Origin of the sequence: Microbacterium sp., assembly GCF_044340635.1 — a bacterium.
Classification (GTDB): Bacteria; Actinomycetota; Actinomycetes; order Actinomycetales; family Microbacteriaceae; genus Microbacterium.
In genome coordinates this window covers 79182-100872 of sequence record NZ_JBIITF010000002.1, presented here as the reverse complement: position 1 = coordinate 100872, position 21691 = coordinate 79182, and the positions used below count along the sequence as shown (strand labels likewise).

General features: G+C 67.8%; 22 protein-coding genes. 6 read left to right on the top strand and 16 right to left on the bottom strand.

Annotated features, from left to right (window positions below; genetic code table 11):
* Positions 1-2: 2 nt before the first annotated feature.
* From trmD to rpsP, 5 genes are all read right to left on the bottom strand, one after another.
* Positions 3-692 (bottom strand): tRNA (guanosine(37)-N1)-methyltransferase TrmD, encoded by a 690-nt coding sequence (gene trmD, locus ACIQ0W_RS02235; protein WP_304689011.1) that lies wholly within the window; start codon positions 690-692, stop codon positions 3-5.
* Between the two features lie 130 nt (positions 693-822).
* Positions 823-2022: an NADH:flavin oxidoreductase/NADH oxidase gene (locus tag ACIQ0W_RS02230; RefSeq protein ID WP_304689010.1), complete on the bottom strand. Its 1200-nt coding sequence runs from the start codon at positions 2020-2022 to the stop codon at positions 823-825.
* A 172-nt stretch (positions 2023-2194) separates the two neighbouring features.
* Positions 2195-2845, bottom strand: a complete 651-nt coding sequence (gene rimM, locus ACIQ0W_RS02225) for a ribosome maturation factor RimM (protein WP_396641245.1) — start codon at positions 2843-2845, stop codon at positions 2195-2197.
* Positions 2829-3059 (bottom strand): RNA-binding protein, encoded by a 231-nt coding sequence (locus ACIQ0W_RS02220; protein WP_036296939.1) that lies wholly within the window; start codon positions 3057-3059, stop codon positions 2829-2831. Before ACIQ0W_RS02220 ends, rimM begins: the two co-directional genes overlap by 17 nt.
* Positions 3060-3063: 4 nt before the next feature.
* Positions 3064-3489 carry a 30S ribosomal protein S16 gene (rpsP, locus tag ACIQ0W_RS02215; protein WP_100813897.1) on the bottom strand — a complete coding sequence of 142 codons (426 nt, stop codon included), beginning with the start codon at positions 3487-3489 and terminating at the stop codon, positions 3064-3066.
* 207 nt (positions 3490-3696) lie between these two features.
* On the opposite strand from rpsP, the gene ACIQ0W_RS02210 reads away from it, so the two are divergent.
* Complete coding sequence (locus tag ACIQ0W_RS02210; RefSeq protein WP_396641244.1) at positions 3697-4860, top strand: glutamate--cysteine ligase; 1164 nt, start codon at positions 3697-3699, stop codon at positions 4858-4860.
* Between the two features lie 171 nt (positions 4861-5031).
* Here the strand turns inward: ACIQ0W_RS02210 and ffh are convergent, their stop codons facing one another.
* Both ffh and ACIQ0W_RS02200 read right to left on the bottom strand, forming a co-directional pair.
* A complete protein-coding gene (gene ffh / locus ACIQ0W_RS02205; protein ID WP_396641243.1) occupies positions 5032-6588 on the bottom strand; it encodes a signal recognition particle protein in 1557 nt (518 codons plus the stop codon).
* Between the two features lie 67 nt (positions 6589-6655).
* Positions 6656-7237: a TetR/AcrR family transcriptional regulator gene (locus tag ACIQ0W_RS02200; protein ID WP_396641242.1), complete on the bottom strand. Its 582-nt coding sequence runs from the start codon at positions 7235-7237 to the stop codon at positions 6656-6658.
* Between the two features lie 179 nt (positions 7238-7416).
* Between ACIQ0W_RS02200 and lipB the strand changes: the two genes are divergently transcribed.
* Positions 7417-8088: a lipoyl(octanoyl) transferase LipB gene (lipB, locus tag ACIQ0W_RS02195; protein ID WP_396641241.1), complete on the top strand. Its 672-nt coding sequence runs from the start codon at positions 7417-7419 to the stop codon at positions 8086-8088.
* A gap of 83 nt (positions 8089-8171) precedes the next feature.
* Complete coding sequence (gene lipA, locus ACIQ0W_RS02190; RefSeq protein ID WP_396641240.1) at positions 8172-9134, top strand: lipoyl synthase; 963 nt, start codon at positions 8172-8174, stop codon at positions 9132-9134.
* A gap of 106 nt (positions 9135-9240) precedes the next feature.
* Here lipA and ACIQ0W_RS02185 read toward each other — a convergent pair whose 3' ends face one another.
* The 3 genes from ACIQ0W_RS02185 to smc form a co-directional block, all read right to left on the bottom strand.
* Positions 9241-9741 (bottom strand): DUF2004 domain-containing protein, encoded by a 501-nt coding sequence (locus ACIQ0W_RS02185; protein WP_396641239.1) that lies wholly within the window; start codon positions 9739-9741, stop codon positions 9241-9243.
* 110 nt (positions 9742-9851) lie between these two features.
* Positions 9852-10724, bottom strand: a complete 873-nt coding sequence (ftsY, locus tag ACIQ0W_RS02180) for a signal recognition particle-docking protein FtsY (RefSeq protein WP_304689000.1) — start codon at positions 10722-10724, stop codon at positions 9852-9854.
* Between the two features lie 9 nt (positions 10725-10733).
* Positions 10734-14264 (bottom strand): chromosome segregation protein SMC, encoded by a 3531-nt coding sequence (gene smc / locus ACIQ0W_RS02175; protein WP_396641238.1) that lies wholly within the window; start codon positions 14262-14264, stop codon positions 10734-10736.
* 169 nt (positions 14265-14433) lie between these two features.
* Between smc and ACIQ0W_RS02170 the strand changes: the two genes are divergently transcribed.
* From ACIQ0W_RS02170 to ACIQ0W_RS02160, 3 genes are all read left to right on the top strand, one after another.
* Entirely contained in the window at positions 14434-14562 is a 129-nt protein-coding gene (locus ACIQ0W_RS02170) for a hypothetical protein (protein WP_396641237.1), read from the top strand.
* A 199-nt stretch (positions 14563-14761) separates the two neighbouring features.
* Positions 14762-15034 carry a hypothetical protein gene (locus ACIQ0W_RS02165; RefSeq protein ID WP_396641236.1) on the top strand — a complete coding sequence of 91 codons (273 nt, stop codon included), beginning with the start codon at positions 14762-14764 and terminating at the stop codon, positions 15032-15034.
* A gap of 88 nt (positions 15035-15122) precedes the next feature.
* Entirely contained in the window at positions 15123-16214 is a 1092-nt protein-coding gene (locus tag ACIQ0W_RS02160; protein WP_396641235.1) for a GNAT family N-acetyltransferase, read from the top strand.
* 162 nt (positions 16215-16376) lie between these two features.
* Here ACIQ0W_RS02160 and mutM read toward each other — a convergent pair whose 3' ends face one another.
* From mutM to ACIQ0W_RS02130, 6 genes are all read right to left on the bottom strand, one after another.
* The gene (gene mutM, locus ACIQ0W_RS02155) at positions 16377-17312 is read right to left on the bottom strand and encodes a bifunctional DNA-formamidopyrimidine glycosylase/DNA-(apurinic or apyrimidinic site) lyase (RefSeq protein ID WP_396641234.1); all 936 of its coding nucleotides are present in this window, start codon (positions 17310-17312) and stop codon (positions 16377-16379) included.
* A complete protein-coding gene (gene rnc / locus ACIQ0W_RS02150; RefSeq protein WP_396641233.1) occupies positions 17305-18030 on the bottom strand; it encodes a ribonuclease III in 726 nt (241 codons plus the stop codon). Before rnc ends, mutM begins: the two co-directional genes overlap by 8 nt.
* A 16-nt stretch (positions 18031-18046) precedes the next feature.
* The gene (gene rpmF / locus ACIQ0W_RS02145; RefSeq protein WP_036296900.1) at positions 18047-18256 is read right to left on the bottom strand and encodes a 50S ribosomal protein L32; all 210 of its coding nucleotides are present in this window, start codon (positions 18254-18256) and stop codon (positions 18047-18049) included.
* A 24-nt stretch (positions 18257-18280) separates the two neighbouring features.
* Positions 18281-18772: a YceD family protein gene (locus tag ACIQ0W_RS02140; protein ID WP_396641430.1), complete on the bottom strand. Its 492-nt coding sequence runs from the start codon at positions 18770-18772 to the stop codon at positions 18281-18283.
* A gap of 136 nt (positions 18773-18908) precedes the next feature.
* The gene (gene coaD / locus ACIQ0W_RS02135; protein WP_396641232.1) at positions 18909-19406 is read right to left on the bottom strand and encodes a pantetheine-phosphate adenylyltransferase; all 498 of its coding nucleotides are present in this window, start codon (positions 19404-19406) and stop codon (positions 18909-18911) included.
* Between the two features lie 76 nt (positions 19407-19482).
* Positions 19483-21654: an ATP-dependent DNA helicase RecG gene (locus ACIQ0W_RS02130; protein WP_396641231.1), complete on the bottom strand. Its 2172-nt coding sequence runs from the start codon at positions 21652-21654 to the stop codon at positions 19483-19485.
* Positions 21655-21691: the final 37 nt, after the last annotated feature.

The window sequence follows — 21691 nt, the reverse complement described above, 5'->3', positions numbered from 1 at the left end:
GCTCAGGCCGGCAGGTCGGGCAGCAGGTCCGGCCGGTGCTCGCGGGTTCGTTCGATACTCTGCTCACGCCGCCATGCCGCAATCGCGCCATGATTGCCGCTCAACAGGATGGGCGGCACCTCCAGGCCCCGCCAGACCGGAGGCTTGGTGTAGCTCGGGTATTCGAGCAGGCCGTCCTCGTGGGATTCTTCGACCAGGCTCTCGGGGTTGCCGACGACTCCCGGCACGAGACGCGAGATCGCCTCGATCATCGCCATCGTCGCGACCTCTCCCCCGTTGAGCACATAGTCGCCGAGGCTCACCAGGCGCACGCGGCCACGCTCGGCGTAGTGGTCGACGACGCGCTGATCGATGCCCTCATACCGTCCGCAGGCGAACACCAGGCGCGCCTCTCCCGCCAGCTCTCTCGCCAGCGCCTGCGAGAACAGCTCTCCCGCGGGGGACGGCACGATCAGAACCGAATCCTCCGCGAGGGTCGCATCCAGCGCATCGCCCCACGGCTCGGGCTTCATGACCATGCCCGCGCCGCCCCCGTACGGGGTGTCGTCGACCGTGCGGTGCCGGTCCGACGTCCAGTCCCGCAGGTCGTGCACCCGCAGATCCAGGATGCCGCGGTCACGAGCCTTGCCGATCAACGAGACGTCCAGCACCTCGAAGAACGCCGGAAAGATCGTCACGATGTCGATGCGCACAGGGACGAGTCTAGGGACGATCGGCCGCCTCACCCATCGCTCACGACGCGAACGCGAACGGGAGCGGGAGCGGGAGCGGGGACGATCGTCTCGCTCCCGTTCGCCTACCCACCGACGCGAGGTTCGACGATCAGGCGATCAGCCGCTCAGGTTCGGGATCCGCGATAGCGCTCAAGAGGGAGGGCGTGGCGACGTCACCCTCGGCGACCTCCGGCCACCCGATGGATGCGGGGTGGGCACGGAGATTGCGCAGCCACCAGGCCCAGTCCTCGGGAACGAGCCCGAAGGGGTCCTCGTGTCCGAGTTCGCGTGCAGCCCAGACGGGGTAGTGCGCGTTGGCGAGCGCGGGACGTCCGACATAGACCAGGTCGATCAGTTCACGCGAGATCATCTCGTTGGCGAAAGCGGGATCACCCAGGTTCCAGCTCGTCGCGACGGGGATACCCACCTCCTCGCGGACACGGTTTGCCCGACCGACCATGTACCCCTGCTGGTTGAAGGGGTTCTCGCTCATCTGGTTGGAGTTGATTCCGAGGCTGAGATCGGCGAGATCCAGGCCGTGTTCCTTCATCCATCCGACGGCCGTGATGGCCTCTTCGAGCTGGACCCCGTCGGCATTGAGGTCGTCCACGCCGAGCCGCATGGTGAGGGGCATCCCTTCGGGGATGACGGCGCGCACCGCGTCCAGCGCCTCCAGGTGGAAGCGCGCGCGATTCTCGAGCGAGCCGCCGTACTCATCGGTCCGCTGGTTGGCCAGCGGCGAAAAGAAACTCGAACCCAGGTAGCCGTGGGCGTAGTGCATCTCGATCCACTGGTATCCGGCGTCTACCGCGCGGCGAGCGGCAGAGGCGTAGTCCACCATCAGCTGCGCGATCTCTTCCCGGGAAAGCTCGGTCGGAGCGTACGGCATGTCGTCGCCGTAGGGAATGGCCGACGGTCCACGCGTCTGCCAGCCCAGCTCGTGCTCGGGCGGGAGCATGTGTCCGCCCTCCCAGGGCTTCACGAGCGATCCCTTCCGACCGGTGTGACCCAGCTGAATGGCCGCGACGGCGCCCATGTCGCGGATGATTCGGGTCACGCGCGCGTGCCCTTCGATCTGGTCGTCGTCGTAGATTCCAGCGCAGCTGGTCGTTGTGCGTCCATCAGGCGTGATCGCGACCTGCTCGGGGAAAACCATCCCGAAGCCGCCGGCCGCGCGAGCTCCCAGATACATGACATGGAAGTCATCCATCTTGCCGTCGGTGGAGCGATACATCGTCATCGGGGACATCGCGATGCGATTGCGCAGCGTGACATCCTTCAGCGTGAAGGGCGAAAACAGTTTGGACATGACACTCCTTTGTCGGGGGTGTCGATATTCCAGCAGGGCCACCTACACGCTCGAGTGTCGGCGCAGTTGCACGGCCGTAACAATGTCCTCACCCCCGTGCCTTGGGGATTGTGAGGTTGCGCCGGGTGGCGTGACCGGGTCTGATCCGGCCCGAAGGACGCCGCGCCCGAACTCAGTCGGTCTGTGCGTCCGGTGCCGACGGCTCAGCTGCACCAGCGTCGTCCGACGGAGCCTCGTCCGCGTCGTCGGCGAGGTCCTCGAACAGCCCCGGGGGCGGCGTCACCGTGACGCGACCCGCCGCGACATCCACCTCGGGAACGATCGCGGCGACGAACGGCACCATGACCTCGTTCTCGCCCGCCTTGATGATCAGCAGGTCCTGCGCGGGCATGTGATCCACGCGCACGATCGTGCCGACGCTCACGCCATCACGGACGACATCGAGGCCCACGAGCTGGTGGTCGTACCAGGCGTCCTCTTCGATCGGCTGGGCCGTGGCATCCGCGTCGATCCAGAGAATCGCCTTGACCAGACCTTCCGCGGCATCACGATCGTCGACGCCCTCGAAGAAGGCGACGGGGTGCGTGTTCATCCAGCGGAACTCGCGGACCGTCAGTGTCTTTCGGTGCCAGGCGGATGACTCCGGCACCTGCAGGGTGAACGTCGAACCCGGAGCGAAACGGCCCGCGGGGTCGTCGGTGTACAGCTCGAGCTTGAGCGCACCCTTCAAGCCGTGCGCCTTGACCAGGCGTCCGACTCGGAGTTGCGTCTTCGCGCCCTCGGGCGGCGTGGCCTTCTCGGCCACGTCAGTCGTCCGCGACATCAACGCGAACGCGTCGGCTTCCCGCGAGAGCGCCGATGAGGGTGCGCAGGGCCTTGGCGTTGCGTCCGCCGCGCCCGATCACCCGCCCGCGATCGTCGGGGTGCACGCGCACCTCGAGGACCTCCCCGCGAGGGGAGGTTGCGGACGTGATCCGGACCTCGTCGGGGTGATCGACGATGCCCTTCACCAGGTGTTCGAGTGCGGCGGAAAGCAACGGACTACTCAGCTGCGTTCGCGTCGGCGTCTGCGGGGGCGTCGGCCTCGGCCGACTCGTCCGCCTTCGGAGCCTTCTTCTCGGCCTTCGGCACGAGAACGGCCTTCTTGGCGGCATCCGCCTCGAACGGCTTCTTGGGCTCGGCGACACGCACGGTCGAAACCGCGTCCTTGTCACCCTTGAACTTGCCCCAGTCGCCCGTCAGCTTCAGCAGCGCGGCGACCTGCTCGGTCGGCTGGGCACCGACGCCGAGCCAGTACTGTGCGCGGTCGGAGTCGACCTCGATGAACGAGGGCTCCTCGGTCGGGTGATACTTGCCGATCTCTTCGATGACACGGCCGTCGCGCTTGGTGCGCGAGTCGGCGACAACGATGCGGTAGTACGGCGCGCGGATCTTGCCCATGCGCTTGAGACGAATTTTGACAGCCACGATTCTCCTGAATGTGAATTACGAAAAAGACGAACCGATCGCCTGGAGAGTGGGGTGCACACCCGGCGGAAGCTCAAATGAAAGGGACCGGGCGCTGGATAGAGGGTCGAGCGCCCACCCGACCCACCATTCTGCCAGATGACGGGGTGCGTCGCGAACCATCCGGATGTCATGGGCGCTATCCATCCTGCGTGCCAGACTGAGCGCATGACTGTGACCTTCGCGTCCTCCGGCCGGTCGACGGTCGGACTCGAGTGGGAGATCATGCTCGCCGATGGCGACTCCGGCGATCTCGTCGGTCGGGCCAGCGAGGTCACCGGGCCGGTCGGCGAGGCCACCAAACATGAGCGATACACCGTCACCGAGGAGCTGCTCACCAACACCGTCGAGGTGACGAGCGGCATCGGTGACACCGTCGAAGCTGCCGTCGACGACATCGCCGACGCCATCGCGGCGGTGCGCGAGATCACGAATCCTCTCGGCGTCGAGTTGCTGTGTGCGGGCAGTCATCCGTTCGCCCAGTGGTACGAGCAGAGCGTGACCGACAAGACCCGGTACAACACGCTCATCGAGCGCACCCAGTGGTGGGGACGCAACATGATGATCTGGGGCATCCACGTGCACGTCGGCGTCGACGATGTGGACAAGGTGCTGCCGATCGTCAACGCCTTGGCCGTCTACCTGCCTCATCTGCAGGCGCTCTCGGCATCGAGCCCGTTCTGGGCGGGCGAGCGCACGGGCTACGCGTCCAACCGCTCCCTCGTCTTCCAGCAGTTGCCGACCGCGGGCCTCCCCTGGCCCCTGACGGACTGGGCGGAGTACGAGTCGTACCTCGCGGACATGGTCGGCACCGGCGTCATGGAGGATGCGACAGAGGTGCGGTGGGACATCCGTCCGGCACCCAAGTGGGGCACGATCGAAGTGCGTGCGTGCGACGGGATGTCGACGCTGCCCGAGCTCGCGGCGGTGGCAGCCCTCGTGCAGACGCTCGTCGAGCACTTCTCGCGCGAGCTCGACGCGGGCCGCGACCTGACGATCATCCAGCCGTGGTTCGTCCGCGAGAACAAGTGGCGAGCCGCCCGGTACGGCCTCGACGCGCGGGTGATCGTCGACCGCCAGGGCACGCAGGTGCCGGTCGCCGACCACATCCGCGAGACGATGGAGCGGCTCGAGACGATTGCCGAAGAGCTGCACTGCGCGCGCGAGTTCGCCGGGCTCGACGCAATTCTCACCGGTGGTGCGAGCTACTCGCGCCAGTTGCTCGTCGCGGATGCTGCGGGCGGGGATCTGCGTGAGGTCGTCCAACACCTCATCCGCGAATTCCGGGCCGGCCCGACCCTGCGCGAGCACCTCGCGAAGCTCGGCGCCTGACCCAAACCTCGAACGTCGCCGAAACACCCCATGTGCGGCGAAACACCTCTCGACACAGGGTGTTTCGACGCACGACAGGTGTTTCGGCGTTCGCCGGAGCGGATATGGTGCGGCGCGGCGGGACCAACGCGCGCTCAGCCGAGAACGCAGCCGAATCCGCTCAAGGAGCGCTCAGCCGCGGCCGAAGAGCTTCTGGATCTCGGCCAGGTCCGCCTCGGTGGGCTCCTTCGCCGCCCCGCCCGCGCCGAGCCCGAAGCCCGAACCCGTCGGGGCCTTCGCGACGACACCGGATGACTCGGCCGCGCGCTTCGCCGGGTTGCCCGATCGCGACCCACCCTTGGCCTTCGCCTGCTTCCCGCGCTTCGACGACGCACCGGGACGCGCGCCCGGCATCGGACCCATGCCCGGAATCTGCGGCGTACCGCCACGGGCGACGGTCTTCATCATCTTGGCTGCCTGGTCGAACCGCTGCACGAGCTGGTTGACGTCAGTCACCGTCATCCCGGAACCACGCGCGATGCGCAGACGCCGCGAGCCGTTGAGCACCTTCGGGTTGTGACGCTCACCCGGTGTCATCGACCTGATGATGGCCTCGGTGCGGTCGATCTCGCGCTCGTCGAAGTTCTCGAGCTGCTCTTTCATCCCGCCCATACCCGGGAGCATCCCGAGCATCTTCTTCATCGAGCCCATCTTCTTCAGCTGCTGCATCTGCTGCAGGAAGTCCTCGAGCGTGAAGCTGTCTGTCGCGATCTTCTCGGCGACCTTGCGGGCTTCCTCCTCATCGAAGGCGCCCTGCGCCTGCTCGATGAGGGTGAGGATGTCACCCAGGTCGAGGATGCGGCTCGCCATGCGGTCGGGGTGGAAGGCCTCGAGGTCGTCGAGCCCCTCCCCCGTGGACGCGAAGATGATCGGGCGACCGGTGACGGATGCGACGGACAGCGCGGCACCACCGCGCGAGTCGCCGTCGAGCTTCGACAGCACGACGCCGGTGAAGTCGACGCCCTCCTGGAAGGCCTTGGCCGTGTTGACGGCGTCCTGACCGCTCATCGCGTCGATGACGAACAGGACCTCGTCGGGGTTCGTGCCGCGGCGGATGTCGGCGGCCTGCTTCATCATCTCGGCGTCGACACCGAGGCGTCCGGCCGTGTCGATGATGACGACGTCGTGCTGCTGCCGACGGGCGGTCTCAACACCGTCGCGCGCGACGCGCACGGGGTCGCCGACACCGTTTCCGGGCTCGGGCGCGTAGATCGCAGCGCCCGCCTGGCCGGCGACGACCTGGAGCTGGTTGACGGCGTTGGGGCGCTGGAGGTCCGCGGCCACGAGCAGGGGCGTATGGCCATCCTTCTCGAGCATCTTCGCGAGCTTGCCCGCGAACGTCGTCTTACCCGAACCCTGGAGACCCGCGAGCATGATGACGGTCGGGGCGGTCTTGGCGAACTGCAGGCGACGCTGCTGTCCGCCGAGGATGGCGATCAACTCTTCGTTGACGATCTGCACGACCTGCTGTGCCGGGTTCAGCGCGCGATTGACCTCGTCGCCGAGCGCCCGCTCGCGCACCTTGGCGGTGAACTCCTTGACCACGACGAGCGCGACGTCGGCCTCGAGGAGAGCGCGTCGGATCTCGCGAACGGTGCCGTCGACATCCGCAGGAGTCAGCTGCCCCTTCTTACGAAGGTTGCGGAACGTATCGGTAAGCCGATCGGAGAGGGTGCCGAAGGTAGCCATGATTGTTCGAGTTTACGCGAGCGGATGCCGGGGACCGATCCCGCACGATGTCTCCCGAGAACGGACCTCAGTCCGCGCGAAAGTCCACGACCGCGAGAGCGCGAGCCACGACCTCGCCGAGCTGCACACGTCCCGCGCCCTGCCGCGCCCATTCCTCGACCGCCGCCATGACTGCGCCCCCGTACGCCGATCCGACCACGGCGGCGCGCAAGTCGTCGACACCGGCCTGATGCATCCGATTCGCCACGATCCGCGCGATACGCGACTGACGGAGGGATGCTTCACGCTCGAGCTCGTCGTCGAGTTCCATCTGCTGCGCGTTGATGAGGGCGAGCGCGAGGCTGTCCGGGGCGAACCCATCGGCCATGGCTGCCAGACCGCGCACCACCTCTTCGTTCACCGTGCCGCCCGCCTCCGAGCCCCCGAGAAGCTCCGCAAGCCCGGCGATCCGCTCGTCGAAACCGCCCCAGAGGACGTCGGCCTTCGACGGGAAATAATTGAAGAAGCTGGACCGGCTCACCCCCGCGCGGCGGGTGATGTCCGAGACGGACGTCGCGGCGTATCCCTGCTCGAGAAACAACTCGCAGGCAGCCTCGGCGAGAACCTCGCGCGATGACGCGCGCGGGCGACCGCTGCGCTGCTCGGACATGCCGCCAGGCTACCCCCCTCCTTTCCCCCCTTCCCCCGCTCCGCTGTCGCACATCTACCTACGGCCGAACGTCGACGAGCGGTCTGCGACAGCGGAACGGAACGTGAGAGCCGATGCGGGTCGACGGGGGTATTGTTAGACGCGATCCAGCAATTCATCCCATCGACAAGGGAGCGCGCGTGCTCGAAGTGCAGGAGGTCGGCCTCGCACCCGACTACGTCCCCTATCTCGAAGGATGGGAATTGCAGCGGCTGATCCATGCCGAGGTCGTCGGCGGCGAACGTCCCGACACGATGATGCTGCTCGAGCACGAGGCCGTCTATACGGCGGGCAAGCGCACCGAGCCGCACGAGCGGCCGAACGACGGCACGCCCGTGATCGATGTCGATCGCGGGGGCAAGATCACCTGGCACGGACCCGGCCAGCTCGTCGGCTATCCGATCGTCCGCCTGCACGAGCCGATCGACGTCGTCGCGCACGTACGGCGCCTCGAAGGAATCCTCATCGACGCCTTGAGCACCCACGGCGTCGACGGCTACCGCGTCGAGGGCCGCAGCGGTGTCTGGGTCCGCCGTCCCCTCTCCGAAGACAAGGTCGCCGCGATCGGCGTTCGCGTCCAGCGCGGCGTGACCATGCACGGCTTCGCGATCAACTGCAACAACTCCCTCGCCGCGTTCCGCGCGATCGTCCCCTGCGGAATCACGGATGCCGGGGTCACGACGGTCAGCGAGGTCGTGGGGGCGGATGTCTCACCCCGCGACATCCTCGACACCGTGAGCGCGGCCTTCCAGCACGCGTACGCAGAAGTCGGCGCGCGAGCAGCCGCGACCATGATCGGGGTCTCCGCGTGAGCGGCTGCGGACCCTCCTGCGGGTCGGGCTCCCACTCGCACGGAGCGAGCTCGACGCCCGCGACTGCGCCCAACGGCCGCAAGATGCTGCGGCTCGAGATCCGGAACGCCGAGACCCCCATCGAGCGCAAACCCGAGTGGATCAAGACCAAGGCGAAGATGGGCCCCGAGTACACGGCGCTGCATTCGCTCGTGAAGGACGAGGGCCTGCACACCGTCTGCCAGGAGGCCGGCTGCCCCAACATCTTCGAGTGCTGGGAGGACCGCGAGGCCACGTTCCTGATCGGCGGCTCGCAGTGCACGCGGCGCTGCGACTTCTGTCAGATCGACACCGGCAAGCCCGCCGACTACGACATGGACGAGCCTCGGCGCGTCGCCGAGAGCGTCACACAGATGCAGCTTCGCTACGCGACCGTCACAGCCGTGGCACGCGACGACCTGCCCGACGAGGGGGCTTGGCTGCATGCGGAGACCGTCCGGCGCATCCATGCCGCCAACCCCAACACGGGTGTCGAGATCCTCGCGGTGGACTTCTCGGGTCGCTCCGACCTGTTGAACGTCGTCTTCGACGCACGGCCCGAGGTCTTCGCCCACAATGTCGAGACCGTACCTCGCATCTTCAAGCGCATCCGGCCCGCGTTCCGGTACGAGCGCTCGCTCGATGTGCTGACGCAGGCGCACGACGCGGGCCTCATCACCAAGTCCAACCTGATCCTCGGGATGGGCGAGGAGCCCGAAGAGGTCGTCCAGGCACTGCAGGATCTGCACGACGCGGGCACCGACATCATCACGATCACCCAGTACCTGCGGCCCACGCCGCGCCACCTGCCTGTGGCGCGCTGGGTCAAGCCTCACGAGTTCGTGGAGTTCAAGGAGGAGGCCGAGCGGATCGGCTTTCTCGGCGTGCTGGCGGGACCCCTCGTGCGCTCGTCGTACCGGGCGGGGCGCCTCTGGGCTCAGTCGATGCGGTCGAAGGGGCGCGAGATCCCCGCACACCTGTCGCATATCGCCGAGGCCGCCGACCTCGGGTTCGCCCAAGCCGTCTGAGCCGCACCCGATCCCCGCTCGGGAGGAAATCTCCACTTCGGAGGATCACAACGCGCCGAAACATCCTCCGAACCGGGGATCTCCTCCGGTAGCGCGCGTGACTCCGCTACTCGGCGCTGGTGACCGACTGGACGTCACCGTCGCTGCTCATGTTGACAAGCAGCACGTCGTCGGTCGCATCCGGGTCGAGCGCGTACTCGAGAACGGCGAACGGGTCGCCGCTGCCCATCTCGTCGGCGAGGATCGTCATGCTCATCAGCTGCAGGGACCGGATGACGTCCACGGCGATGTCGCCCGAGATGTCGGTGAGCATGCCCTCGATATCGTCGCCCAGCGTCTCCTGCTGCTGGATGATGTACTCGGTCACCTCGCTCGTGCGGTCGTCGAAGAGCGACAGCATCGCGTCGCGCGCCCGGCGGTCGACCTCTTCGATCGACGACACCAGCGTCGCGGCCATGTCGAGTGCGGCAGCGGACACGTCGTCCTGATCGGGCGCGGTGAGGTCGACAGTGACCGACTGGTCACCCAGCTCGATGTTCTCGGACCAGAAGATGGATCCGTCCGGTCCGGACTCGAGTACCCCGAAGAAATCGTGCTCGATCGCCATCCCCCCATGTAACCAGCCGGATGCCGTACACGGTAGCCCGACGCGGCGCGGCGCCGTTTACGCGGCGAATCGAGAGCTGTCACGCAGCTGACGGCGTGCGTTCGGATGCCTCAGTCGACGAGTGCGGACGCGAAGACGTGCGGGGTGAATCCCGTCAGGTCGCCGATGCTCTCGCCCTGCCCCAGGAGCTTGACGGGGATGCCCGTGCGCTCCTGCACCGCGAGGACGAAGCCGCCGCGCGCTGAACCGTCCAGCTTGGTCAGCACGAGGCCGGTGACACCCGCGTGCTCGAGGAACGCCTGCGCCTGCATCACACCGTTCTGACCCGTCGTGGCGTCGAGCACGAGCAGCACCTCGCTGATCGGCGCCTGCTTCTCGATGACGCGCTTGATCTTGCCGAGCTCGTCCATGAGCCCACCCTTGGTGTGCAGTCGTCCGGCGGTGTCGATCAGCACGATCTCGGTGCCGGTCCGCTGCGCGTATTCGATCGTCTGGTACGCGACGGATGCGGGATCCTGGCCCTCTTGTTGCGGACGAACGATCGCCGCTCCCCCGCGCTCCGCCCAGGTCGCGAGCTGGTCGACGGCAGCCGCGCGGAAGGTGTCGGCCGCGCCGACGACGACCGAGCGGCCGTAGCGCTGCAGGAACTTCGCGAACTTTCCGATCGTGGTCGTCTTGCCGACACCATTGACACCGACGACCAAGACGACGGCCGGCCGCTCGGTGAGGTTCAGGGTGGTGTCGAAGCGCGCAAAGTGCTCTTCGAGCGTTTCGCGCAGCATCCGCTGCAGATCCTTCGGGTCGGTCGTGCGATACCGCTCGACCTTGGCGCGCAGCTCGTCGACGATGCGCTCGGTGATGTCGGGACCGAAGTCGGCCTGGATCAGCGCCGTCTCGAGGTCGTCCCACGTCGTCTCATCGATCGTGGGCTTGACGAACATGCCGCGCAGGGCACGACCGAGCGACCAGGAACTTTCCGCCATCCGTCCAGCCTACGCGGACGCGCGCTCGGCCGTTCGATCCCCCACGCGCTGACCGACGACGGCCGATACCCCGTCCTGGCGCATCGACACACCGTAGAGGGCGTCCGCGATCTCCATGGTCCGCTTCTGGTGCGTGATCACGATCAGCTGGCTGCTCTCGCGCAGCTGCTCGAACACACTCAGCAGACGACCGAGGTTGGCATCGTCGAGTGCTGCCTCGACCTCGTCGAGGATGTAGAACGGACTCGGGCGCGCCTTGAAGATCGCCACGAGCAGGGCGACGGCAGCGAGGGACCGCTCGCCACCCGACAGCAGCGAGAGGCGCTCGATCTTCTTGCCCGCGGGGCGCACCGACACCTCGATGCCCGTGGTGAGCATGTTGTCGGGATCCGTCAGCGAGATGCTTCCCGTTCCTCCGGGGAAGAGCACGGGGAAGACCTCGGCGAAAGCCGCCTTCGTATCGTCGAATGCCGCCGCGAAGATCGTCTGCATCCGCTCGTCCAAGTCGCCGATGATCGTCATCAGGTCCTTGCGCGTCTGCGTCAGATCGCCGAGCTGCTCGACGAGGAACGCGTGCCGCTGTTCGAGCGCGGCGAACTCCTCGAGCGCGAGCGGGTTCACCCGACCGAGCTGCGCGAGGGTGCGTTCGGCCTGCTGCAGGCGACGCTGCTGGCGCGCGCGATCGAACGGCTCGGATGTGTCTTCGCCCGCCTCCGGCGTGGGAACCTCACGGTCCGGCCCATATTCTTCGACGAGAATATTCTCTTCCAACCCAAGCTCGGAGCGAGCTCGGTCCAGGAGGCCGGATACGTGCAGACGCTTCTCATGGATTCTCAGTTCCAGCGAATGCACCCCCTCGGTCAGCGCGGCCAGACGCTCGCGCAGGCCGATATCCTGCTCGCGAAGCGTCGCGAGTTCGACGTTCTGTTCCGTGCGCTCGCGCTCGGCATTGGCAAGATCCAGCCCGGCCTGCGCGACCGACCGATCGACCGCATCGAGGACGTGCGGCACGCGGGCGATCACTCCCGTCGCGGCCTCGCGCTGGGCGCGACGGATGACAGCGCGACGCGCCGCTTCTTCGGCAGCCGCACGCTCGCTCTCGCGCCGGCGCTCGAGCGACACGACCCGAGCCTCTTGCGCCCGCACCCGCTCGCGCAGCGTCTCGACCTCGAGGCGAGCGCGCATCTCGGACTCGCGCGCCGCCTCCACTTCACCGAGCACGCCCTCACGAGCAGACGCGTCGAGAATCGGGCGAGGTGCCTCGAGCGCCGTGTCGCGCTCATTCGCGGTGCGATGTGCCGCGGCCTCCGCGTCGCTCACAGCGGACTGAGCCTGAGCAAGTCCGGTCTCGAGGCGCTCACACTCGGCCACGGCTGCCTCGTGCTGAACCGTCACGCGGTTGACGTGCTCGGCGCGGGCGGCGAGGGCGGCGTCGTACGCGCGCATGTCGTGGAGTGCCGCCGCAGCCTTCTGGCGCGCTTCAGCCAGGGCAGCCTTGGCGTCGGCCGATGCCTCGCGCAGTGAGTCGACGATGACGGTCAGCTCGCTCAACCGATCGGCCGCGGCATCCCGTTCGGCCACCAAAGCGAGGCGCGACGGCGACCCGCCACTTCCGCCGCGCAGAAGGTACGCGGTCGCGACCTCACCCGAGAGCGTGACGACGGTCACGGCTGTCGAACCCCACGCTGCCTGCAGCTGCGGCCAGGCGGCGCGCGCGGAGTCGAGGTCATCCGCGATGGCAACGTGTGCGAGCAGGCCTAGGACCCCATTCGGCGCGGTGACGACATCGAGGGCGGGAACGACGCCGTCCAGGGTCGGGAACGTCGTCGATGTCGTGGCATCCGCGTCGCCCACGACGACCTCCACGGACCCGAGCTGAGCGCGCTCGGCCTCGGCCAGGGCGTCGAATGCAGCGTCTCGCGTATCCACGAGCAGCCCCTCGGCGACAGAGCCGAGCACCGCTGCGACAGCTGCCTCGTACCCGGGGCGCACCTGCATGCCGTCGGCAACGAGGCCCCGCACCCCCGCGAGACCCCGTTCGATCAGCGCGGAAGCACCATTGCGTACGTCGAGCGCGCGGGTGAGCGCGGCCGTCTGCGCGGTCAGGGCACCGGCCTCGCGCTCGGCCTCGTGCAGGCGCTCGCGAATCCCCGCGAGCTCGGCATCCGCGTCGGCGACGGCACGCTGGGCACGGTCATACGCTGCGGGATGGTCGACGTCTCCGGCAGGCTGCGGCAGGGGTTCGAGACCCTCCAGCGCCTCGGCAGCGGCCGCGCGCCGGACGAGGGCCGCATCCAGCGCGTTCTGCTGGCGGAGCACCGCCCCGCGAACGGCCGCCAAAGCGGATGCTGCGGCATCCGCGGATCCACGAAGTGACGTGATGCGCATCTCGTGTTCGGACACCAGGGCGCTCTGTGCGGCGATGTCGGTGTCGAGCGCGTCGAGCTCGGCGCGGGCGTGCGCGACGGCACGTCCGGCATCCGTTGCGATCTGGGCAGCGGCGTCCACCGCGTCGCGCAGCTCGATGATCTCGGCACGCGCCTCGTCGATATCCGCCTGCGAAACGCTCGAACCGATCTCGGTCTGCTCGTCGGCCGATCCGAGCAGCGCGATGCGCTGGTTCGCAAGCGTGAACAATCCGCGCAACCGCTCGCGGACCCTCTCGAGTTCGAACAACACGCTGCGCGCCGCGTCTACCGCATCCGATCCGCGGCGCTCGGCCTCGAGCACCTCGACGCGCTTGCGCACATCGTCCGCGCGCTCCTGCAGCACGAGGCGCTCGGAGTGGCGTTCATGCTCGCTGCGCACATGTGCCGCGAGCTCGTTCCGCAATCCCACCAGCTCATCGGCGACCAGTCGGGCCTTGGCATCACGAACGACAGCCGCAATCGTCTGCGCCTCGCGCGCGATCTCGGCCTGGCGCCCGAGCGGCTTGAGCTGGCGTCGGATCTCCCCGGCGAGGTCACTCAGTCGCGTGAGGTTCGCCTCCATCGCCTCGAGCTTGCGGAGCGTCTTCTCCTTGCGGCGGCGATGCTTCAGAATCCCGGCGGCTTCCTCGATGAAGCCGCGCCGGTCTTCGGGGCTCGCCTGCAGCACCGTGTCGAGGCGGCCCTGACCGACGATCACGTGCATCTCGCGCCCGAGGCCCGAGTCGCTCAGCAGCTCCTGTACGTCGAGCAACCGGCAGGTGTCGCCGTTGATCGCGTATTCGCTGGCACCGTTCCGAAACAGCGTGCGGCTGATCGTGACCTCGGAGTATTCGATCGGCAGCGCACCATCAGCGTTGTCGATCGTGAGTTGGACCTCGGCGCGGCCGAGAGGACCGCGCGTCGAGGTGCCGGCGAAGATGACGTCGTCCATCTTCCCGCCGCGAAGGGTCTTGGCTCCCTGCTCGCCCATGACCCACGCCAGGGCGTCGACGACATTCGACTTCCCGGATCCGTTGGGGCCCACGATCGCCGTCACGCCGGTCTCGAATGCGAACGTCGTGGGCTGGGCGAACGACTTGAACCCCTTGAGCGTCACGCTCTTCAGGTGCATGAATTCAGCCTCCGACCCAGCATTACAGTGCGGTTCAGGCTACCCGAGGCGGGGCGTACCTCCCGTCAGGCAACGCCCGGGCGTTCACGAATTCTGTGAATCAGCTTGACGCGCGACCGGGTCCGCGCTAGCGTCACTTCTCGCATCAGAGGTTTGAAAGGAGGTCACCATGTTGATGAACTGCGCACCCACCCGCATCACCGCCACTCGCTCCGCACTCGGAGGAGTCGTCGCGATCCCCGTGGTGACCGTTTCCCTCGGCGCCTTCTCGGGACACCGCGCCCACACCGGCAGCTGACCCGCGCGTAGGAGAACTCTGCCCGTTCTCGGGCTGATGAATTCACGCGTGCGGCGGCCGTCCAGCGGCTCTCCCGCATCCTCCCGCCAGTCCGGCACAATCGGCGCATTTTCGCGCCCCGTCGGATCACGGCCTTCGGATGCCCCTCGTCGGCATCCCCATCCACCCCGTTTTCCAGCCATTTCTTCGAGGAACCACCATGAACATGCAGCTGAATCAGCCGCAGCACCTATCCCATCCGCCCGAACCGCCGGCGCTCCTCGCGCCGACCTCGGACCGCGTCGCCCGGACCTCGCTGCTCGATCGCGCAGCGATGCGCGTCGGGCTTTGGCTCATGTTGTGGGGCTCGCGGCCCGCAAGCCCCACCGACGCGCTCGAGCGTCACCGCCGTCGTGTCTTCCATGCCCAGCAGCGCGAGAAGTACGAGGCGGACGCCGCCTATGCGACGCGCCTCTGGATGCACGGTGCCTGATCCGGCGCCGTTCATCCACCCCCACCATCCGGCCCGTTCGCTCAGCGAACGCGACGCCCCCGAAAACGCCCCACGAAAGAGACTTCTGATGAGCACCACCACCCTCGATCGCGTCGAGTATCGACCCCTCGTGATCCCGGAATCCATCGATGCGGAGGACGCCGCGGACTTCCGCGCGATGACCGAGGTTCGAAACGCCGTCTACCGGTACACCTCCGGTCACGACGACCACTCGATGTCGCCCGGCGAACTTCTGCCCAACTACCGCACCGAGCCGTACGAGATTCGGCTGTCGTGGCTCGTGCTCGACGACGGTCGCCCGGTCGGACGCGTCGGCCTCGACCTTCCTATCGAGACCGAATCGCGCGTCGCTTACCTGCTCATCGAGTTGCTTCCGGATGTCCGGGGCCGCGGCATCGGCACCCGCGCGCTCGAGCTGGTCGAGCGGGTCGCGCGCGAGCACGGGCGCTCTGTCCTCCAATCGTGGGCCGAGCACCCCGATCGGCCCGGCCCACGACTCGAGCCGCCGACCGGTTTCGGCAGCATCCCCGCCGACGACCCGGGCGCGCGCTTCTACGTCCGACACGGCTTCACTCTCGAGCAGATCGAGCGCAACAGCGCCTTCGACCTGCGGGGGCCGTTCGACGAGGTCGATCGCCTGTTCGAAGAGGCGACTGCCGCGGCCGAAGGCTACCGAATCGTGTCGTGGAACGCGCCCACTCCCCCGCGATTCGCCGAGGGCTATGCCTGGATGAAGTCGCGGATGGTGACGGATGCTCCCGCCGCCGCGATCGAGTACGACGAAGAGAAGTGGGACGCGGAGCGCGTCGCCCTGGGCGACGCGCGCGCGATCGACGGCGGGCGCCTGCTCCATGTGACCGCCGCCCAGCACATCCCGACGGGTGGGTTGTGCGCGTTCAACGAGTTGGCGATCGGACCGGACCGCACCGCGGCATCCCACCAGGAGGACACGCTCGTGCTGAGGGCGCACCGCGGCCATCGCCTCGGGATGCTCGTGAAGTGCGCGGGCCTCCGGGCGTGGCGCGAACTCGTGCCCGACTCGCCGCGGGTGATCACGTACAACGCCGAAGAGAATCGGCCGATGCTCGACATCAACGAGGCCATCGGCTTCGTGCCGATCGCCTACGAGGGCGCGTGGAAGAAGGTGCTCGACGCCTGACCCCCGGCCATCCGTTCCCCCCACCTTCGCTCCCCTCCGGCACCTTCGCCGAAACACCCCTCGCGCGACGAAACACCCGTCGCCACGGGGTGTTTCGTCGAAGAAGGGGTGTCCCGGCGCCAGGAGGGGGGCCGGCACGGCGCCGGGAGCGGGCGGGCGGGGTCAGGCGCGCGCCAGCGAGACGCGCTGGCAGCGCGGGCAGAAGTGGCTCGATCGATTCATGAAGGACGCGCGCACGATCGGGCGCCCGCACCTCTCACACGGCTGACCTGCGCGTCCGTAAGCCCGCAGACTGTGCGCGAAGTAGCCGGCCTGTCCGTTGACGTTGACGTACTGCGCGTCGAAGCTCGTGCCCCCCTCGGCCAGCGCACGGTTCAACACCACCCGCACCTCCGTCAGCAGTCGTCCGGCGGCGCGCGACGAGAGCGCGCGAGCGGGAGTCTCGGGATGGATGCGTGCCGCCCACAGCGCTTCGTCGGCGTAGATATTGCCGATGCCGCTCGCGAGGGTCTGATCGAGCAGCACACGCTTGATCGCCGAGTCCTTCCGAGCAAGGGCGTGCACGAATGCCCGGTCGCGGAATGCGGCGTCCAGCGGATCCCGCCCGATGTGGGCGACCTGACCCGGGAGGAGCGGATCCGGCGTGCCCCATCCCGCCGCCTCGCCATCCGCCGTCGGCACGAGCGGATCGATCGCGAGCGATCCGAACGTGCGCTGGTCGGCGAATACGACATCGAGAGGACCGTGCTCGGGGTGCTCGATCGACAGCCGGATGCGTTCGTGGCGCTCGACCGGTGCGCCATCCGGCCGCAACAGCATCTGTCCGCTCATCCCGAGGTGGACGAGGATCGCTTCGGCCCCGGTGGAACCCTCGGCCACGCCGGAAACATCGGCCTCGAGAGGCAACCAGAGGAACTTGCCGCGCCGCGCCGCTCCGGTGATGCTGCGTCCCCGCAATCGGGCCTCGAAATCGTGCGCCCCTCCCGTGTGCCTCGTGAGGGCTCGAGGGTCGCGTGCGTCAACAGCCACGATGCGGGCGCCCGTTAGCGCGGGGAAAAGTCCGGCGCGGACGACCTCGACCTCGGGGAGCTCAGGCACTCGCGGAAACGTCGTCGCTCTCGACGTCGTCGCGCGTCGTCATGTCCCGCCAGGCCGCGAGGGCAGCGGCCATCTCGGCGGACTTCTTGCTGGACCCGACGCCCTGAGCTGCCGTCGCGCCGACACGCACAGTGGCGGTGAAGATGCGGTTGTGATCGGGACCCGCAGCCTGGACCGAATACGCCGGCGGCGATTCCTGCCGGCGAGCAGCCAACTCCTGCAGGCTCGTCTTCGGATCCATCGCGGCGCCGTAGCGCTCGGGGTCGCCCAGAAGGGGTTCGATCAAACGCAGCACGAGGTCGGTCGCGGCATCCGGGCCAGCCGACAGGTACGTCGCCCCGATGATCGCTTCCGTGGTGTCGGCAAGGATCGAATCCTTGTCACGGCCACCCGTTTGCTCTTCGCCGCGGCCGAGAAGAACATGGCGGCCCAGGTCGATGTGGCGCGCGGCTTCGGCAAGAGCCACCGTCGACACAAGGCTCGCCCGCCGCTTGGCCAACGACCCCTCGTCCAGTTCCGGATGGCGCGTGAACAGCATGACTGTCACCGCTTGGCCGAGGATCGAATCCCCGAGGAACTCGAGACGCTCGTTGTGCGGGGTTCCGCCGTCCTCGTACGCGTACGAGCGGTGCGTCAGCGCAAGCGTCAGCAAACCGGGGTCAATGACGACCCCGAGGCGCTGGACGAGAGCGCGTCTCCCCCCCGGAAGCACTGCCACGGCTACAGCGAGCCGGTCAGACGTCGGCGACCTTGCGGCCCTTGTACTCGAGGAACAGTTCGGTTCCCTGCGAGTCCGTGACCACCTTGGCCTGGTGGGGACGGCTGTAGACGACCTTGCCGTTCTCGATGGTCTTGACGAGCGCGATCGGCTCGGCCTTCCACTGCGCGCGGCGCGAACGGGTGTTGGAGCGCGAAACCTTGCGCTTCGGGGGGTTACCTGCCATGGCTCTATCTCTTTCGTTCGAGTCTTAGGGGTTCTGGTCCGGCTCGCGGGCGCTCGCTGAAGCGTCGTCCTGGGCCAGTTGCCTGAGCGCCGACCAGCGTGGATCGAGGTCGGAACTCAGAGAATTGCTATCCGTATCGGCCAGTCGCTCGCCCGTCACCGGGTCCAACCCGGGGCAATCCGGCTGGCATACCGGCTGAAACGGAAGCGACAGGATAACCGCATCCCTGACCAGAGTTTCAAGATCCACGTGATCGTCTTGAACCTCGAAGTCAGATGTTTCCTCTCCAGGGTACGCGAAAAGCTCCTGGAATTCGACTTCGAGGGGTGCGGCGATGTCGATGAGGCAACGTCCACAGATGCCGACGTAGTCCCCGTGCGCCTCTCCGCTGACCAGAATGCCCTCGTGGACGGACTCGAGCCGCACATCGACATCGACCGCGCCGCCCTGTTCGAGGTAGACGAGGCCTTCACCCCAGCGCTCGACGAGGCTCACCTCGAAGTCGTGCTCGCGCATCTCGCCCGGACGGCGCTCGATGTCGCGGACGTTGAGGGCGAATGGTCCTGGCCTGCGGTTTCTCACGGGGGTCCATGCTACCCGCGGTGCGCTGCGTCGGGGTCAGGCGACCCGGTCGCCGTGTCGCGCGTGGGCCCTAACCCGCGCTGGTTCCCGTGGCGAGGAATCGTGCCACGGGCCCCGGTACGTAGGGCGAGACATCCCCTCCGAGCCCCGCTACCTGACGGACGAGCGAGCTCGACACGAGCGCGTGCGACGGATCGGGCAGCAGGAAGACGGTCTCGACGTGCGCGAGGTGACGGTTGACGATCGCCATGGGCGTTTCGTAGACGACGTCGATCTGCGAACGGATGCCTTTCACGAGCACTCCCGCTCCCACATCGGTGGCGTAGTCGACGAGAAGTCCCATGCTCCACGACGCCACGATGATCTCGCCTTCGATGTCGCTCTCGGCGATCGACTGTTCGAGGAGCGCCAGACGGTGGGCGATGGGAAGCATCGCCTCTTTGTCGGGATTGTGCACGACGAGGACGTGCAGCGAGTCGTATAGCGACGCCGCACGCCGGATGACGTCGAGATGGCCGAGGGTCGGCGGGTCGAACGAACCCGGGACGACCGCGATCCTGTTGTTCACTCGGCCAGCCTATCCGCGCCCACCGCGCCTGACCGAGCTGCGTTACGCCGGATGCGCTTCTCCGCACGCATTTGGGTCAATTGCGTGCCATCGCCGCGCGGTCCTCGATGTCCAGGCGGCGATCGATAGCGCGGGCGAGCCCCGTATGGGCGGACAGGTCCGGATCATCCCCCAGAATCGCCTCGGCCTGAGCGCGCGCTTCGGCGATGAGCGGGGCATCCGTCACGACGCGCAGCAACCGCAGCGACGAGCGAGCACCCGATTGGATGTCTCCCAGCACATCGCCCTCACCCCGCAGCTCGAGGTCGACCTCGGCGAGCTCGAACCCGTCGAGCGTACGCGCCACCGCCTCGACGCGCGATCGGGCGGGTGTGCCGTACTGCGCCTCGGTAACGAGCAGGCAGAGACCTGGCACCCCGCCGCGGCCGACACGGCCACGCAACTGGTGCAGCTGCGAGACGCCGAAGCGGTCGGCCTCGAGGATGATCATGGTCGAGGCATTCGGTACGTCGACCCCGACCTCGATCACGGTGGTCGCGACGAGCACGTCGATCTGGCCGTCGGCGAAGGCACGCATCGTGGCATCCTTCTCGTCCCCCGGCATGCGCCCGTGCAGGATCGAAACACGCAACTCGGCGTAATCGGCGCGGGCCGCCAGCATCCGTTCGACCTGCACGACCCCCCACCGCTCCCGCACCGACTCCCCCTCGACGGGCGGAGCCTCGACCGTGTCGTCGGTCGCCGCTTTGCCGGTGGCCTCGACATCGATCGCGGGGCACACGACGAAGACCTGATGACCCTTGCCCACCTCTTCGGCCGCGCGCTGCCACACGCGCTCGAACCAGGCAGGGCGCTCCCCGACGGGAGCTACGAACGTCTCGATGCCGGCGCGGCCCGCGGGCATGGTGCGGATGGTCGACACGTCCAGGTCACCGAAGACCGTCATGGCGACCGTGCGCGGAATCGGCGTGGCGGTCAGCACCAGGGCGTGCGGGCTGGAGCCTTTCGCGCGCAACGTCTCACGCTGTTCGACACCGAAGCGGTGCTGCTCATCGACCACCACCAGGCCGAGGTCTGCGAAGGTCGTCGTGTCGCTCAGCAGGGCGTGTGTTCCGATCACGATCAGCGCCTGTCCCGACGCGACGCGGAGGGCTGCACGGCGACGATCCGCTGCGCCCTGCTGACCTGTCAGCAGGGTCGGCATGAGCTCCGGAGCCAGATCGGGCCCGAGCATCCGCGCGATCGAGCGCAGGTGCTGCCCCGCCAGAACCTCCGTCGGGGCAATCAGGGCGGACTGTCCGCCGGACTCCGCAACTTGCAGCATCGCGCGCAGGGCCACGAGCGTCTTGCCCGATCCCACCTCGCCCTGCACCAGCCGGTTCATCGGCCACTCGCCCACCAGGTCGGCGGCGATCCGTTCGCCGACGTCGTCCTGGTCGGGGGTTCGCGTGAACGGCAGCGCCGCGTCGAAGCGTTCGAGGTATCCGCCGCCCTGTGCGGGGCGTGGGCGAGCCGACAGGGCGCGGACCGCTGCTCGCTGCTGCAGAAGCGCCGTCTGCAGGACGAGCGCCTCGTGCATCCGGAGCGTCTCGTGGGCGATGTGAACGTCGGCATCGGATGCCGGACGGTGGATCTTCTCGAGAGCATCCCGCGCCGGCACCAGACCTTTGCGCGAACGAAGCGCGGCCGGGATGGGATCGTCCACCTCGCCGAGGGCATCGAGCACGATCGCGATGATCTTGGCCAGCTGCCAGCTCGCGATCGTCGATGTGGCGGGATAGATCGGAATCGGCAGGTTCGCGTACTCCTGCGCACTGCGACGCGCGGTCTCCTCGTCGTCGAACAGCTCATAATCCGGATGCGCGAGCTGCTTGGTCTCGCGATACTCGCCGACCTTGCCCGCGAAGATGCCGCGACGGCCGGCATGGAGCTCTTTCAGACGCCAGGTCTGGTTGAAGAACGTGAGCGTGAGGCGCCCCTGTCCGTCACTGATGACGACCTCGAGAATCGAACCTTTGCGCGCCTGCATGCGGCGCTCACCGGCGCTCACGACCTCCGCGACGATCGTGACCTGCTCCCCCACCGGCAGATCGCGGATCGGCGTCAGCTCGCCGCGATGGGCGTAGCGCCGGGGGTAGTGCGCCAGCAGGTCGCCGACCGTGCGCATGCCGAAGGCTCGCTCGAGGGCCGCGGAGGTCTTGCCCCCCACGACACCCTCGAGTCGGGTTTCGAGAAGCACCGACGACATGCCACGACTCTAGTTCGCGGGTGGGACGTCGCTCTGC

What these genes read in the sequence shown, in the direction of transcription:
- ACIQ0W_RS02230 (WP_304689010.1), bottom strand. Translation starts at nt 2,022, where the DNA reads ATGTCCAAACTGTTTTCGCCCTTCACGCTGAAGGATGTCACGCTGCGC.
- smc (WP_396641238.1), bottom strand. Translation starts at nt 14,264, where the DNA reads ATGCACCTGAAGAGCGTGACGCTCAAGGGGTTCAAGTCGTTCGCCCAG.
- ACIQ0W_RS02185 (WP_396641239.1), bottom strand. Translation starts at nt 9,741, where the DNA reads ATGGCGATCGAGCACGATTTCTTCGGGGTACTCGAGTCCGGACCGGAC.
- lipA (WP_396641240.1), top strand. Translation starts at nt 8,172, where the DNA reads ATGCTGCGGCTCGAGATCCGGAACGCCGAGACCCCCATCGAGCGCAAA.
- ftsY (WP_304689000.1), bottom strand. Translation starts at nt 10,724, where the DNA reads ATGGCGGAAAGTTCCTGGTCGCTCGGTCGTGCCCTGCGCGGCATGTTC.
- ACIQ0W_RS02130 (WP_396641231.1), bottom strand. Translation starts at nt 21,654, where the DNA reads ATGTCGTCGGTGCTTCTCGAAACCCGACTCGAGGGTGTCGTGGGGGGC.
- ACIQ0W_RS02200 (WP_396641242.1), bottom strand. Translation starts at nt 7,237, where the DNA reads ATGTCCGAGCAGCGCAGCGGTCGCCCGCGCGCGTCATCGCGCGAGGTT.
- ACIQ0W_RS02170 (WP_396641237.1), top strand. Translation starts at nt 14,434, where the DNA reads ATGTTGATGAACTGCGCACCCACCCGCATCACCGCCACTCGCTCCGCA.
- ACIQ0W_RS02165 (WP_396641236.1), top strand. Translation starts at nt 14,762, where the DNA reads ATGAACATGCAGCTGAATCAGCCGCAGCACCTATCCCATCCGCCCGAA.
- ACIQ0W_RS02160 (WP_396641235.1), top strand. Translation starts at nt 15,123, where the DNA reads ATGAGCACCACCACCCTCGATCGCGTCGAGTATCGACCCCTCGTGATC.
- ffh (WP_396641243.1), bottom strand. Translation starts at nt 6,588, where the DNA reads ATGGCTACCTTCGGCACCCTCTCCGATCGGCTTACCGATACGTTCCGC.
- rpmF (WP_036296900.1), bottom strand. Translation starts at nt 18,256, where the DNA reads ATGGCAGGTAACCCCCCGAAGCGCAAGGTTTCGCGCTCCAACACCCGT.
- rimM (WP_396641245.1), bottom strand. Translation starts at nt 2,845, where the DNA reads ATGTCGCGGACGACTGACGTGGCCGAGAAGGCCACGCCGCCCGAGGGC.
- ACIQ0W_RS02210 (WP_396641244.1), top strand. Translation starts at nt 3,697, where the DNA reads ATGACTGTGACCTTCGCGTCCTCCGGCCGGTCGACGGTCGGACTCGAG.
- ACIQ0W_RS02140 (WP_396641430.1), bottom strand. Translation starts at nt 18,772, where the DNA reads ATGCGCGAGCACGACTTCGAGGTGAGCCTCGTCGAGCGCTGGGGTGAA.